12 protein-coding genes and 1 riboswitch are annotated in these 14,041 nt (G+C 62.1%); of the genes, 10 read left to right on the top strand and 2 right to left on the bottom strand.

Going from position 1 to position 14,041, the window contains the following annotated elements:
- Positions 1 to 73 precede the first annotated feature (73 nt).
- Positions 74 to 1,291, bottom strand: a complete 1,218-nt coding sequence (locus QZ269_RS00825; protein ID WP_291423275.1) for a hypothetical protein — start codon at positions 1,289 to 1,291, stop codon at positions 74 to 76.
- A 231-nt stretch (positions 1,292 to 1,522) separates the two neighbouring features.
- Positions 1,523 to 1,597: riboswitch (cyclic di-GMP riboswitch) on the bottom strand.
- A gap of 370 nt (positions 1,598 to 1,967) precedes the next feature.
- Here QZ269_RS00825 and QZ269_RS00830 point away from each other — a divergent pair.
- Genes QZ269_RS00830 through QZ269_RS00840 form a run of 3 tightly spaced genes read left to right on the top strand, consistent with a single transcriptional unit; the run spans position 1,968 to position 3,755 of the window.
- Complete coding sequence (locus QZ269_RS00830) at positions 1,968 to 2,753, top strand: amino acid ABC transporter ATP-binding protein (protein ID WP_291423277.1); 786 nt, start codon at positions 1,968 to 1,970, stop codon at positions 2,751 to 2,753.
- Between the two features lies 1 nt (position 2,754).
- On the top strand, positions 2,755 to 3,444 hold the full coding sequence (locus QZ269_RS00835) for an AzlC family ABC transporter permease (protein ID WP_291423278.1): 690 nt from the start codon (positions 2,755 to 2,757) through the stop codon (positions 3,442 to 3,444).
- Positions 3,441 to 3,755, top strand: a complete 315-nt coding sequence (locus tag QZ269_RS00840; RefSeq protein WP_291423280.1) for an AzlD domain-containing protein — start codon at positions 3,441 to 3,443, stop codon at positions 3,753 to 3,755. The genes QZ269_RS00835 and QZ269_RS00840 overlap by 4 nt, the downstream gene beginning before the upstream one ends.
- 149 nt (positions 3,756 to 3,904) lie before the next feature.
- Here QZ269_RS00840 and QZ269_RS00845 read toward each other — a convergent pair whose 3' ends face one another.
- On the bottom strand, positions 3,905 to 4,717 hold the full coding sequence (locus tag QZ269_RS00845; protein WP_291423282.1) for an IS5 family transposase: 813 nt from the start codon (positions 4,715 to 4,717) through the stop codon (positions 3,905 to 3,907).
- 313 nt (positions 4,718 to 5,030) lie between these two features.
- Here QZ269_RS00845 and QZ269_RS00850 point away from each other — a divergent pair, with 313 nt between their 5' ends.
- The 7 genes from QZ269_RS00850 to QZ269_RS00880 all read left to right on the top strand — a co-directional run bounded on the left by QZ269_RS00850 (position 5,031) and on the right by QZ269_RS00880 (position 13,788).
- A complete protein-coding gene (locus tag QZ269_RS00850; RefSeq protein ID WP_291423284.1) occupies positions 5,031 to 5,204 on the top strand; it encodes a hypothetical protein in 174 nt (57 codons plus the stop codon).
- 4 nt (positions 5,205 to 5,208) lie between these two features.
- The gene (locus QZ269_RS00855; RefSeq protein ID WP_291423286.1) at positions 5,209 to 5,751 is read left to right on the top strand and encodes a helix-turn-helix domain-containing protein; all 543 of its coding nucleotides are present in this window, start codon (positions 5,209 to 5,211) and stop codon (positions 5,749 to 5,751) included.
- A 309-nt stretch (positions 5,752 to 6,060) separates the two neighbouring features.
- Positions 6,061 to 6,837 (top strand): glycosyltransferase, encoded by a 777-nt coding sequence (locus tag QZ269_RS00860; protein WP_291423288.1) that lies wholly within the window; start codon positions 6,061 to 6,063, stop codon positions 6,835 to 6,837.
- Complete coding sequence (locus QZ269_RS00865) at positions 6,834 to 7,970, top strand: glycosyltransferase family 4 protein (RefSeq protein WP_291423290.1); 1,137 nt, start codon at positions 6,834 to 6,836, stop codon at positions 7,968 to 7,970. Before QZ269_RS00860 ends, QZ269_RS00865 begins: the two co-directional genes overlap by 4 nt.
- Positions 7,960 to 9,387, top strand: coding sequence for an oligosaccharide flippase family protein (locus tag QZ269_RS00870; protein WP_291423292.1), 1,428 nt, complete (start codon positions 7,960 to 7,962; stop codon positions 9,385 to 9,387). The genes QZ269_RS00865 and QZ269_RS00870 overlap by 11 nt, the downstream gene beginning before the upstream one ends.
- 37 nt (positions 9,388 to 9,424) lie before the next feature.
- Positions 9,425 to 10,549: a glycosyltransferase family 4 protein gene (locus tag QZ269_RS00875; protein WP_291423294.1), complete on the top strand. Its 1,125-nt coding sequence runs from the start codon at positions 9,425 to 9,427 to the stop codon at positions 10,547 to 10,549.
- On the top strand, positions 10,546 to 13,788 hold the full coding sequence (locus QZ269_RS00880) for a glycosyltransferase family 39 protein (RefSeq protein WP_291423296.1): 3,243 nt from the start codon (positions 10,546 to 10,548) through the stop codon (positions 13,786 to 13,788). The genes QZ269_RS00875 and QZ269_RS00880 overlap by 4 nt, the downstream gene beginning before the upstream one ends.
- Positions 13,789 to 14,041 lie beyond the last annotated feature (253 nt).

Here is a 14,041-nt window from a genome sequence, read left to right on the forward strand (position 1 = left end):
TCTGCTCCAGCGATTGTGCGCCTGATGAAGAGGGCAGCATGGATACTCCGACGATATGGGCCTCAGACAGCCTCTAATATGCGACCACCTGGCTGACATCATCAATCGAGGCGTGCCGACCGTCGTACAGCTGTTCGTTGAAGGCCCAGAACATTCCGCCCAGATGGTACTGCTTGGCGCGCTGAGCGCAGCGTTCCAGATCGGCCCTACTGTTGGCTCCGGTGTTCTCGCCCCAGACCTGCAAGTTGAGGGGATGCTGGGCAGACAGGTAGGCGAGGTAATGAACCGGGCTCCACATGCTTATGTTGCTGCTGCTGTCATCGACAAAAGTGCCGTCGGCATCCAGCCAGGTGGTATACGGGCTGACTTTGGGGTCCTGAAGACGGTTGACCAGACCCGCGAAATCGAAGCCGCGCTGGAGTTCGCCGTTGATCTCGGGCGAAGTTCTGCCGCGTAGACCGTCTTGAATGGCCTGCTCGGCCTGCCCAGGACGCATCCCGAATGAGGGGTAGAGCATCAACAGTCGCCCGGCGAAATCACGGCGCACCGTCTGAATCTGCCAGTCCTGATAATTCCCCAAGGCGCCGAGATACCAGGTGGCGAGCTGCCTGGCCCGCAGCTGTTCATCCGGGGTTACCGCGCTCTCGCCAGTCACGGCCTGCCAGTTGGGGACAGGATTGGGCGTCAGGCCATGAGCCAGGCCGGGGCGTTGACCAGTCGCGACCGCGTCGAAGCCCCAGTAGCTGTTGGCTCCCGGCGCTACGGGCGGATAGCCGATTTCGCCGTAGTAGCCGAAGCCCAGGCGAACAGAGGCAAAGTTGCTGCCCAGGGCTTCAAAGACATGGTGAATGTAGGCGGCCTGCTGGTTGCGCACGGCCTGGCTGAACACAGGGTTCAGGGGATTGGTTCCAGGCTGGGTGTTGTTGTAGACCGTGCCGTGCTGGTCGACAAAGTGCGTGTCGGGCTGTGCCAGCAGCCATTGCGGCGGATACTGGATGCCCAGGTTGAGATCGACCTTGTACCCAGCCGCGATGTCGGCAGCGAGTTCAGCTTTCTTGGTCGCGAAGTACTCGGTATTCCACTGGTCGTCACCCGTCTCGGCTGCGTCCCAGGCCAGTTCGAGACTGCGAATCCGGATTCCGGCGGCGTAGTCCGTCTTGAGTCTGGAAAGTTGAGAGCCGACCACGCCATACATCTTGGTATTTTGCACGCTCACCGGCGGAGTGGTAACGGGGGTCGTCACGGGCGACGTGGGCGCGGGTGTAGAAACTGCCGGGGTCGTGGTGCTCACGTTAGGGGCTTCCGAGGCTGGGCGGGAGACGGGCTTTGCAGCCGCCGCTCCAGTGGTGCCTGTAGCCGCTAGGGTGTCTGTCTGACTACCACATCCGACGAGCAACAGCGCGGTAGACATGGTCACGGCAAGAAGTTGTAATTTACGGCTGGGTTTGGCGGAGTTCTGGTGGATGACAGCGACTCCGGAAGGAGACACGGCAGTGTTGAATTTCAGCACAGTAATTTTCCTTTCGGCTGCCCGGCGGACCCTGGGGGTTCCGTGGCTTTGCGTCACCGCCTCACGACGGTTTTGCCTTTTCGTTGGTGTATGTCCTGCTCGCTTCTGTCGAGGACGCTGTCCCCGCCTGCCTACAGAGACAGATTAGCCCGCCCGGTATGACATTCCTCTTACGCCCACGCTAAAACAGACTAAGACATGGTGTTACGCTTCCACGAGACACAAACCAGGCGTTTTTTGCTGTGTTTACCCTGCTGGGCAGTTACAGCGCCTTAAAGATGGCTGCCGGGCCAGCGAGGTATGGCTGACGCGGAATGGTGCGCCATCCTAATCTCGGCGGGAAACAAGCTGCGCTGACCGGGCGCAAAAAACGGTGTGCCAGCAGGTCTAGAGCGGACGCGACGTCTTTTTGGTGGGTGCTCTGGAGCCTGCCGCTCCCGGCGAGTATGATCTGATGATGACTGCGCCGCTTTCCTCTGCACCGCTCCAGGTCGCTCCTGTCACTTCTGATGCCTCGATCATTCAGGCACAGGGCGTCCAGAAGCACTTCGGCGCATTTCAGGCGCTTAAGGGGGTCAACCTGAGTGTGCGCCAGGGTGAGGTGGTCGTTATTATCGGGCCGTCGGGAAGTGGCAAAAGTACTTTTATCCGGACCATCAACGCCCTCGACCCGCACGACGCGGGCAGCATCATCGTGGACGGAATTCCGCTTGATGGCAAAGGCAACCTCGACGCCATCCGGCGCGAAGTAGGCATGGTGTTTCAGTCGTTCAACCTCTTTCCGCACCTGACTGTGCTGGAAAACATTACGCTGGCTCCCATTCAGGTTCGCAAGACCAGCAAGGCCGCTGCCAATCAGCGCGGCCTAGAACTGCTGCGGCGCGTGGGGATCGAGGAGCAGGCGCACAAGTACCCGGCCCAGCTGTCGGGCGGGCAACAGCAGCGGGTGGCCATTGCCCGCGCCCTGGCTATGGATCCCAAAATCATGCTGTTCGACGAGCCGACCAGTGCCCTTGACCCCGAAATGATCAAAGAAGTGCTGGACGTGATGAAGGAACTGGCCCGCAGCGGCATGACCATGCTGGTGGTCACGCACGAGATGGGCTTTGCGCGGGAAGTGGCCGACCGGATTCTGTTCTTCGATCAGGGCAACATCGTCGAGGACACCACCCCCGAGGCGTTCTACCAGAACCCCAAACACGAACGCGCTCAGCAGTTCCTCAGCAAGATTCTGGATCACTAAAGTGGGCCGCTCCCTCTCGCCCGCGTTCTGGCGCGGGTTTCGCGACTTCGCCCCCCTGATTCCGGGCGTGATTCCGTTTAGCATGGTCGCGGGCATCGCTGCCGTAAAGGTCGGGTTCACGCCGGGACAGTCCATCGCCTTTTCCCTGATCGGGTACGCGGGTTCGGCGCAGCTGGTCGCCTCGCAGATGTTCGCTAGCCACGCGCCGACGCTGCTGATCGTGCTTAGTACCTTGATCGTCAACTTGCGCTTTGCGATGTACTCGGCCTCGATTTTGCCACTGTTCGGCGGCGTTTCGCTGGCCCGGCGCTGGCCGCTGGCGTACGGTCTGACCGATCAATCCTACGCGGTCACAATGGGACGGCCTGAAAGCGAGACTGACCCCGTGAGCTACTACGCCGGGTCCTCGGCGCTGATGTGGCTGGTCTGGCAAAGTGGCACCGCAATCGGGGCGCTGCTGGGGGCCAGTATTCCGGCCAGCTGGCCGCTGGATTTTGCCGTGCCGCTCAGTTTTGTGGCGCTGCTGCTGCCCGTGCTCAGAACCCGCCCGCAACTGTTCGTAGCTGCGGTTTCGGCGCTGGTGGCGATCCTGGCGCACGGTCTCCCCTTCCGGCTCAACCTGATCGTGGGGGCGGCCTGCGGCATCGTGGCCGGGCTGCTCGTGCAGCGGCAACAGGAGAAGAAAACATGAAAATCTGGCTGGTGATCGTGGGCGTGGGCCTCGTCAGTCTGTTTTTGCGCTCGTCGTCGCTGGTGCTGCTACGTAATCGCAAGTTGCCTGAAAGCGTGACCTCCTCGCTCGGACTGGTGCCCGCCGCAGTGCTGTCGGCCCTGGTCGCCCCGGAACTGCTGTTTCATAACGGACTATTCCAGCCGTTCGGCCCGCGCCTGGTCGCCGGAATTGTGGCCGGGTTGGTCGCGTGGAAAACCAGAAACGTGTTCTGGACGCTGGTGGTAGGGCTGGGACTGCTGTTCGTGGCGCAGGCCATAGACTGGAACTGATACGGTAGCCGCAGAGTCACCCAATAGCCAGAAATTTGCTTCGTTAATGGTTTGGACGGCGAAAGGAGCTGCTGGCTACAGTTCCGCGCTCAAACACGCTGGCTGTGGTGGCTGGTGCTGCAACTGGCAGCCAACAGGGCTAGAGGCTGTCAGGCTAAAGAGCCAAGAATTGGCTTTAATTTGTTTAGGAGCGTAACGGATACAACGAGCCAGTGGAAGCCCAGGAGAGTGCTTTGCAGCCTCTCCAAATCACGTGACAGACGGCAAAAACGCGCTGTCCAGGCGAATGTCCGTTCGACCACCCATCGCAACGGAAGCAGCACAAAGCCCGTCGCTCCAGTCGGACGCTCCACTACAACAAGCTCCACATCGTTCAGGGCGGCATCAATCTGCGCTTGCTCTCCGGTATAGCCCTGGTCCGCGATAACAACGTCAATGTAGTCACCAGTGAGTTGTTGCACCTCTCGGCACAGGTCTACGACCTGTGCTCGGTCTTGCTCATTGCTAGAGGTGACGAGCAACGTGATGACATTGCCCATCGTGTCCACCGCCGCATGAATTTTGCTGCCCTTACGACGTTTTCCACCATCGTATCCGGCACGTCCGCCACTCTCGGGCGTACTTTGCAGCGTGCGGCTATCCACGATTGCCACGGTAGGAACGCCCTCTTTGAGGGCGTCCTCGCGAACCAGTGAACGCAGGTCGTGAGCGAGGTTTTCGAAGCAACCTCGTTCAAACCACCGCATCAGTTGCTGATGGACAATTTTGTATGGGGGAAAGTCGTGTGGAAGGTACTCCCACTGGCTTCCTGTACGGCCAATCCAGAGGGCGGCATTGAGAACCTCGCGTATCGGGTAGACGCGCTGGTGAGCGTCTTCTGGAGCGAGCAGAAAGTAAGGCAGGATGAAGAGGTAAGGTTCGTCGTCCAGGTCGCTCTTGTAGGGTTTTCGCTCTGACAGCATGTCCCAGTTCTACACCCATCCGTGATACCTTTACTATGCTATTTACATATTTTTCGTAAAAAGTCAGATTGCTATACTGACAGGCTCTAGGATTAAAATTGCATGTTTGACTGCCGCAGCAGCAAACAGAATCTGATTCGCGTCCTGCTGGAAGCCCTGATTCTGACCAGTTAGGCCGACGGCCCGGTGCGGCCTGTGGTCCCGGCTACCGCCTCGCTGGTGCGTCTGGTGGGGGGGATCTGAGCGCATGACTCCTCTTGCCACGGCAATCAAATCATCCCCCTAACCCCCGAGTTCCTCCCCAGGAGGCCCCATGCTCACATTGTCCCCCCTCACGGCCACCCTATGTGCGCGGCCAAGGCGAACCGAAAAAAGCTGTACCCGCCGTACTTCGTGGCCCCCGGCGGAGGTGCTGGCCAATGGAGCTATGCCCGCCGAGCGCGTGCTGGACGAGGCGGCACGGGTAGAACCGCTGGCCCCGGACTGAACTGGTGTCCCCGCTGATTCCGAATTTGCCGCAGGTGCTGATAGCCCGGCGGCTCTCCCTGGGACTGACCCAGGCGGCCCTGGCGCGGCAGGTGGGCTGTACCCGGCAATACGTGGCGCAGCTGGAACGCGGTGAGCGCACGCGGCCCTCGGCGGCGTTGAGTCTGGAGCTGGCGCACGCGCTGATGCTGCGCGGCCCCGAAAAACAGGACTTCCTGGCGCTCTGCGGACACGCGGCAGGCGAATCGTCTCCCAGTGAGCCCGGCGAAGTGGACGCTGTCGCCGTGCAATTGCTCTCTCTGCTGCCTCCCCCCGCCGTGCTGCACGATGGCACCTGGCACATGCGGGCACTGAATTCGGCAGCGGTCGCCATGTTGAGCGGACTGGGTTTTGATGCGCGGACTGGGGTTTCACTGCTCTCGCTGGTCTTTGACCCACGCCACCGCGTTCATTTTCCGGGCTGGGAGCCGTGGGCCAGGTATGTGCTGGCGCAGTTTAAGCGCGACAGCCTGCGCCGAACTGCTACGAACCCTGCGCCCTCTGCCTGACTTTACCCGGCTGTGGCAGCACGTCACCCCGGCCGACGACGCGGCCCCGCTGATGCCGATTCGCTACGTGCCCCCCGGTGCACCCGAACTGGTGTTCACGCTAGTCAGGATGCAGTTTGTGGGTACCCCGGAGTTGTGGGGCATCGTGTTTTTGCCGGTGGAATGAGGCAGAGAACTCATAAAAATGTTAAGTTTTCGGCATTATTACTGGCTATGCTGTAGGGTGGATCACGGGTGCGGAAATGCTTGCCCTCTTTTCCCTTTCTTTTTTACCCTCTTAGCCGCTGTTTGGCTTTGCGTGAGGTCGGTATGAATTTTCCACGCTACCCTTCTGCCATCGCGGCCACCTTGATCATTCCGGCCTATAATGAGGCGCAGCGCTTTTTGCCTGCGTTGGAAGCTTACACCGAGGCTTTTACGGCGCGGTACGGACGGCACTATCAGCTGCTGATCGTGTGTAATGGCTGCCGTGACAATACGGTGGAACTGGCGCAGGCGTTTGCGGCCCGGCACTCGCAGGTACAGGTGCTGGTCATCGAGGCTGCCATTGGCAAGGGTGGGGCCGTACTGGAGGGCTTTCGCCACGCCACGGGCGCACGGGTAGGCTTTGCGGACGCTGACGGAGCGACCGCGCCGCAGTCCCTCTTGTCCCTCTATGACCGCCTGCCTGGACATGACGGGGTCATCGGTTCGCGCCACCTGCGTAGCAGCGTCATTACTAACCCTCAGCCCCTAACGCGCCGTGCCTACAGCTGGGGCTTTGGCCTGCTGGTGCGCGGGCTGTTTCAGCTGCCCTACGCCGATACCCAGTGCGGGGCAAAGGTCTTTACGCAGGCGGCGGCCCGTGAGCTGGCTCAAGTGGTCGGTGAACGGCGCTGGGCCTTCGATGTCGATCTGCTTTTGCGGGCTCAGCAGCGCAGCTTCGATATTCTGGAAGCGCCGGTGGTCTGGGCCGACAAGGAAGGCTCGAAGCTCAAAGTGTTCTCGACTATACGCGAAGTCGCCGTTTCACTCGCCCGTCTCAAGCTATGTGGTCAGGAGCGCCCAGCGACCGGTGTTCAGGGTTCGCGTACTGTAGAGGCGTGAGCGGTCTACGTATCCTGGCCCTGAACTGGCGGTCGCTGGAACATCCCCAGGCGGGGGGCGGCGAAATCAACCTGTTTGAACAGGCGCAGCGCTGGGCCAGAGATGGGCATCAGGTCACAGTGCTGTGCGGAGATTCGGGCCGGACCCTGGCCCCGCGCCAGGTTTCGGTCGAACATGGTGTCATCATTCGGCGCATGGGTGGCAAGTTCAGTGTGTACGCCTGCGCCGCGCTTTTTTTGCTGCGGTATGGCCGTCAGTTCGACCGCATTCTGGACATCTCCAATGGCGTTCCCTTCTTCTCGCCGCTGTTTACCCGCACGCCCTCGGCGCTGCTGATTCACCATGTGCACGGAGAACAGTGGTTCAGTGAGTTCCCGGCTCCGGTCGCCCGATTCGGGCAACTGCTGGAAAGCAAGGTGGTGCCCAGGCTGTACCGCGACCGCCCGGTTATCACCGTCTCTCCGAGTACCGAGGAAGGGCTGCTGCGCCTGGGCTACCGCCAGCAGCAGATCAGCGTGATCTATAACGGTGTGCAATTGCCGCCGCAGACAGCATTGCGGCCCCCGGCGGCCCAGCGAGTTCTGTACCTGGGACGGGTCAAGAAATACAAGCGGGTTGACCTGCTGGTGCGGGCGGTGGCCTCCTTGCGCGGGCGGTTTCCGCAGATTTTCCTTGACATCGCCGGTGACGGAGACGCCCGGCCTGAGCTTGAAGACCTGGTGCGCGAACTCGGCTTACAGGAAAACGTCAAGATTCATGGGTTTGTCGATGACGCTCAGAAGGAAGCCTTGCTGGCGGTGGCGACTGTGTTCGCTCAGCCGTCTATGCATGAGGGCTGGGGCATTTCGGTCATCGAGGCCAATGCCTACGGGTGTCCCGCCGTGGCCTATGACGTGCCGGGGCTGCGGGTCGCCGTTCAGGACGGCGTTACGGGCATTCTGGCCCAGAACGATCAGGACTTTGCCGAAGGGATTGGCCGCCTGCTGGGAGACGCTCGGCTGCGTGCCCGTTATTCGGCGGCGGCGCTGGAGTGGGCCAGGCGTTTTGACTGGGACGCCTCGGCGCAGGCCAGTCTGGACGTGCTGAAACACGCTGGGGCCACGCCCGGTCAGCGCCCTGGGTATGGCCGGTAACTTTGGCCCGGACCAGTCGGGTGGGCGCGTGGCGATGGTGGCGGCGTTCGGAGCCAGCAGTGTGGCCAACTACGCCTTTAGCCTCCTGATGGGCCGCCTGCTGCTGCCGGGTGATTTTGGTCAGCTCGCCTTTGTGCAGACCCTGCTGCTCATCGCGGGGCTGGTGCTCGAATCTGGGGTGCCGTGGGCGCTGGCGCGGGTGCTGGTCGATGCCGGGCCAGCGCAGCGGCGGCGGCTGATCCGGGGCGCGGCGGTCAGCAACCTGGGCATAGGCCTGCTGATGGCGCTGGCGCTGGTGGGTTTATTCCTGCTGGGGCCACTGGCGCGGGGCCTGGAAAGCTGGAACGTGACCCTGCTGGCCGCGCTGTCGCTGCCACTTATTGCGGTGGTGGGCGTGCTGCGGGGGGCGGCTCAGGGCAGTGAAGCTTTTACGGCCCTGGCTCTTATCTCGGCGTCGGAGGTGGTCGGCAAGGCGGTGGTGGGAACCCTGCTGGTGGTGCTGGGTCTGGGCATCGCCGGGGCGGTGGGCGGTTTTGTGGCCGGGGCGCTGCTGTCGGTGGGTCTGGGCGCACTGACCCTCGGGCGGCGCGGGCTGCTGAGCTGGCGCGGCAAGGTCGAGCACCTGCCGCGCCGGAGCACCGCCCCCATGTTCGGTGCCCTGCTGGGCGGCGCCTTGCTGCTGAATCTCGACCTGATGCTGCTCAAGGTCTTGCCCGGCGGGGGCCGCACTGTAACGGGCCAGTATCAGGCGGCCAGTGTGCTGGCGAACGCTCCCTATTTTCTGGCCTCCTCGGTGGTGGTACCGCTCGCCTTCACGCAGTTTTCGCGGGCGGGCCGCCTGGCCAACACCCGGGAGGCACTGCGCGGCGTGATTCGGCAGGCAGCGCTGTTCGTGGTGCCGCTGCTGCTTTTGCTTATCGTGGTGGCCCGCCCGCTGCTGCGCCTGCTGTTTCCTGCTTCCTACGGCAACGCGGTAGAGCTGCTTCAGGTGCGCTCGGTGGGCATAGGGCTGCTGGTGCTGGCGACGCTCCTCTCCAGTGCGTTTCAGGCCACAGGCGCGGCGGGGCGGGCGTCTTACCTCCTGTTCTGGGCCGTGGCGACCGAGGCGGTGCTGCTGGTGCTGCTGGTGCCCCGTCTGGGGGCGTTAGGTGCGGCCCTCGCCTTCGCCGTGGCGGCCCTGACCGCGTGTGTGCTGCTTGGGCGGCAGTATGTGCGGGCCGGGGGCAGGGCGCTTCACCGGCCCGAGCTGGCATGGTGGGCGGGGTATTTCATTACCCTGCTCCTCAGCGGGGCGTTTTGTATCCTGACCCTCGATTTCGGGGTTATCGTTTCGGTGCTGGCCGCACTGACGGTCTACGCCTTTTTGTTGGTGCTGTTCGAACTGCGCCGCGCCCCAGAAGTGAGCCGGGCCGCCTAGCTTACCTGAACGTTCATTTCCAGGAGTGACTTGTCTTATGCGAATTTTGCACCTTGCCTACGAAGACCCGCGCCAGCCCGGTGCCGGGGGCGGCTCTGTCCGCACGCTTGAAATCAACCGCAGGCTGGCCCAGCGCCATCAGGTGACGGCGGTGGTTGCTGGGTATCCGGGGGCGCGGCCCCGCCTGGAAGCGGGAGTACGCTGGCTGCCGGTCGGCACTCAAGTAGGGAATAAGCTCGACCAGCTCAGCTATTTCGCGGCGCTGGCCCCGGTGATTCTCTCGACGCCGCACGACCTGCTGATCGAGGATTTCGGCGCCCCCTTCAGCGTGGGCCTCGCGCCGCTGTACACTCGCCGCCCGTTGATCGCCTCGGTGCAGTGGCTCTTTGCCTCGGAAATGCGTGAAAAATACAAGTTTCCTTTCGATCTGGTCGAGCGGCGCGGCCTCACGCTCTACGACAACTTTATTGCCGTGTCCGACTGGTTGGGCCGGGAAATCAGCGCCCGGCGGCCTGGCAGCGCGGTGCAGGTCATCCCCAACGGGATTCCCCCGGAAGCCTTCGAGGTGCCCGCGCAGCCCCCGGAACATTTTCTGTTCGTGGGCCGCCTTGACCTGCGCCACAAGGGCGGCGACCTGCTGATTGAAAGTTTTGCGCGGGTGCGCGAGCAACTGGGCCCGGCGACGCCGCCGCTGCTTATTGTCGGGGACGGGGCAGACCGGGGCGCGATGGAGCAGCTTGCGCGCCAGCGCGGTCTGGAAGAACACGTGCAGTTCCGGGGCCGGGTCGAGGGCGCGGCCAAGTTTGACCTGATGGCCCGCGCCCACGCCGTTTTGATGCCCTCACGTTTCGAGACCTTCGGTATGGTGGCTGTCGAGGCGCAGGCCGCCGGGGTGCCGCTGGTGACTTTCGATGTCGGGCCGCTGCGCGAGGTCGCCGGGCCGGGCGGCGCTCTGCTGATTGCGCCTTTTGATCCCCAGGCTTTTGCCCAGGCCGCCGCTGGAGTGGTTTGTAACCCGGCCCGGCGCGAGTGGCTGGCCGCCCAGGGCCGCCTCTGGGCACGCCACTATGACTGGGACTTGCTGGCGCAGCAACAGGAAGCGGCTTACGTGGCTGCTCTGGCCCGGCCCAGACGCACGCGCCGGATTGGAGCCTATCGGTGACCCCTCTACCGCAAGACGAATCCCCGGCAGCTTCTCGGCCATCAGACCTACAGGCAGCAGACCTACCGCCGGTCAACTTCCAGGCGCAGGCGCTTCCCGGCGCGACGGCCATGACGCCCCGTCTCTGGCTGGCGCTGCTGGGTGTCATGGGCTTGACCTTTCTCCTGCGGGCCTTTCACGTCGGCCCGAGCTGGGATATTCACGTTGACGAACTGACTTATCTCAATATCTCGCGCTATGTCGAGCAGCGTTTGCAGGTCAGGCTGTACGGTGAGCCGTTTTATCTACACCCCCCGGCCTACTTTTTTCTGGAAGCGGCCTGGCTTAAACTGTTTCACCCAACGGGTGACCTGATTCAGCAGGTCTACGCCGCACGCTACCTCAATGTCTTGCTGGGAACGCTGACTTCCGGCCTGCTCTTTTTATTGGGGCGCCGGATCGCGGGCTGGCAGGCGGGCCTGATCGCGGCGCTGCTGTTTGCCCTAGACCCCTTTATGGTCCGCAGCAACAGCCAGACTCTGCTGGAAACCTCGGCAATGTTCTGGACCCTGCTGGGCTGGACTGTTCTGTTCGGGGCCGCTGGGCGCGGCGTGTTCCGGTGGCGCGACGTTCTACTCACCGGGGTGGCCTTCGGACTGGCCCTGCTGACCAAGGAAATGCTGGTCTTCCTGACCCTGCTCCCGCTTGGCCTGCTGTTCCTGGTTAACTGGTCGGTGCCGCGCAGGGTCGCGGCGGCCCTGGTCAGCGTCAGCCTCCTGTCTTATCTGCCTTACCCGCTGATCGTTTTTCTGGTCGGTGACTGGCGGCTGTTTATGGAAGCCAAGTTCTCGGGGGTCAGCCGCTTTCTGGGGGCCACCAAAGTGACCGGCTTTAAGCGGGCGGGCGGCCCTTCGCTGGCCGACGCCGTGGTCGCCAACCTACAGACGTTTGCTACGACCTATCTGCTGGTGCTGACGGGGCTGGTGGCCCTGGCTATCTTGCTGCGGCGCGGCGACCGCCTGATGCGGATGCTGGCGGCCCTGCTGGGCAGCGCTTATCTGATGCTGGGGTTCTCGGTGGTGATCGGGACGCTCGAAGAGCAGTTCTTCTACTACCTGGTGGTGCCTTCAATGCTGGCGACGGGAGTGGCCCTCTGGCTGCTGATGGAACAGCCCTCGCGTTTGCGGCGCAGCTACGTGTCCACTGGCCGCGTGGTGGGCGGGCTGTTTGTGCTCTGGACCCTGTTCGTCTGGAATCATTTTCACGGTTCGCCCAGCAATAGTTATGAACAGCTGCGAAATTACCTCGGGCGCACTGTGCCTGCTGGCCGCCGTATTTCGACCCTGACCGAGGAGTCCATGTTCTTGCTGGGCGGCTACAATACAGCTGTCTGGAACGATGTCACAGCCTTACGTGGGGGACAGGCGCAGTACGCCGTGCTCAGTACCCAGCAGGTCGCCAAGGGCTACGGCTACGCCACACCGCAGTTCAAGGCCTGGCTGGATCAAAACGCCAGGCTGGTCGCAGCTTTTCCGTCGCGCACCTATGGGCAGCTGAACCTGTACCAGCTTCCTGCCTTTGTCGCCAGTGGCCGCCTGGGGAATCCGGTCACGATTGGCAAAGATGGGTGGCTCTTTTTACCCAGCGAATATCAGGCGGACGCCTCCGTCGCTGCAAATCCGCGGCAGGTTGGGCATGACGCTGCTGTGACCATCGAGCGTCTGTCGCGCCTGCTGCGGAGCCGGGGCCAGACGCTGGAAGTGGCGCTGGTGCCGACCAAAGCGCGGGTCTATTCCAGCTATCTGCCCAGTGGCACGGACGTTTCGGCAGCCGTGCAGGGGCGTTACGGGCGCACCATTCGCAGCCTGCAAGACGGCGGAGTGCTGGCCCCCGATCTCGCCGCAGCCTTTGCCCGCGAGGCAGCGAAGCCAGATGCGGCGCTGCTGTATTTCAAGCAAGACCACCACTGGACCCCGCAGGGAGCGCAGCTGACCGCCCAGGCGCTTGAGAAAACGCTGCGGGGCCGTGTTGATCTATCGGGACTGCCTCTATTTGAAGGTCAGGTTCAGGTATTGGCCCCCACTACGGCTCCCCTGCACTCATTGACCAATCTCCTCTCGCCGTCTCAGCGGGCCGAGTTCAAGCCAGAAATGTACCGGCCCCTGCGCGTTCAAACTAAAGCGGCAGCAGACACCGGCCTCCTTGACGAGGTGACGCCCAGCGTAACCCTGGTTGGGTCCAGCTTTTCTGCCTATTCTTCACTAGAATTTGGCCCGCTGCTCTCCACGGCGCTTGCTAGAACCGTCCTGAATGTGGCTGCTCCCAATGGTGGACCGTTTAAGTCAATGACCAAGTACCTGGCTAGTGACGCTTTTCACCAGACTCCACCCAAATTGATCGTCTGGGAACTAAGGGAGGACTTTCTCAATAACGAGGGTGCTGGCCATATCTCGATTGACTTTCTGCTTAATGCGGGCGCTAATGTTCTTAATAAATGTTCTGAGTCACGGGTTCATCTGCCTGCACCGAGCTGGAATGCGGCTGATGGAACTTACCGTTACGCGGTGAACAAAGGGGTCAATCCGCTGGGCGATTATCTGCACTTTAGCTGGAAAGCGCCGGGGCAAAACAGGGTACGTGTCGCGCTAGTGACGGCGACGGGGGAGACTCACGACCAGTGGCTCGATCTGCCGGACGACGGTCGGCCCCGTAATCTGAATGTTCCTATCTATACGCTGGCCTCAAAGGCTGTTACTCAGATCAGGGTCTATGGCAAGCCCGGTGCTCCTGCGCCGCAGCTTCAGGATTCGCGGCTGTGCCAGCTGCCCGACTATTTGATTGACGCCAGCTCTCTGTTTCCCGGCGCTACCGATTTGCTGAGTGACCGTGCTCCCAGCCGACTTTCGGTCGAGGGGCTGGGTCAAATCGAAACAACGGGCCACCGCTGGGGAGTCGGCCCCGAAACCAGCTTTTCTTTTTTCTCTCCAGACAGTCGTGTGGTCACCATGCATGTCAAGTTCCGCTCACCGATTGACGCTCAGGCGGTGGGTGTCTTTATGAATGGCCAGCGTCTGGTCAACCGTACCGGTCTGTACCGTGACGACGTGAGCGATCTGCTGCTGAAGCTACAGGTGCGTCCGGGGCTGAACACCTTGAGCTTCAAGCCGCGCCTTCTGAACATTGGGGCCACCAGGTTTGCGCCCGATGATGCCCGCGCTATCTCCGTCGAATTCACGAAATTCGAGTTGATCAACGAGTAGAGGACAACTTGCTATGTGATTTACGGGCGGAAAATGTTCCGTAGATGTTCAGTCCAGCTCGCTGTGAGGCGCAGCCCAAGATTTTGGGGTGGCCTTTCCCGCTCCAGACCCCTCCGCCCGCCCTTTCCCCTTGGAGAGGGCTTTTGTGCCGCTGTGCTTTGGCAACTCCGCTTTGGCAAATGCTGAGGCGGGGTAAATCAGGGTAAACTCTTGACACGACTCTCCACATCCTGTTTCCGGCCCCGCTGAACTG

Source organism: Deinococcus sp. (assembly GCF_018260405.1).
GTDB lineage: Bacteria > Deinococcota > Deinococci > Deinococcales > Deinococcaceae > Deinococcus.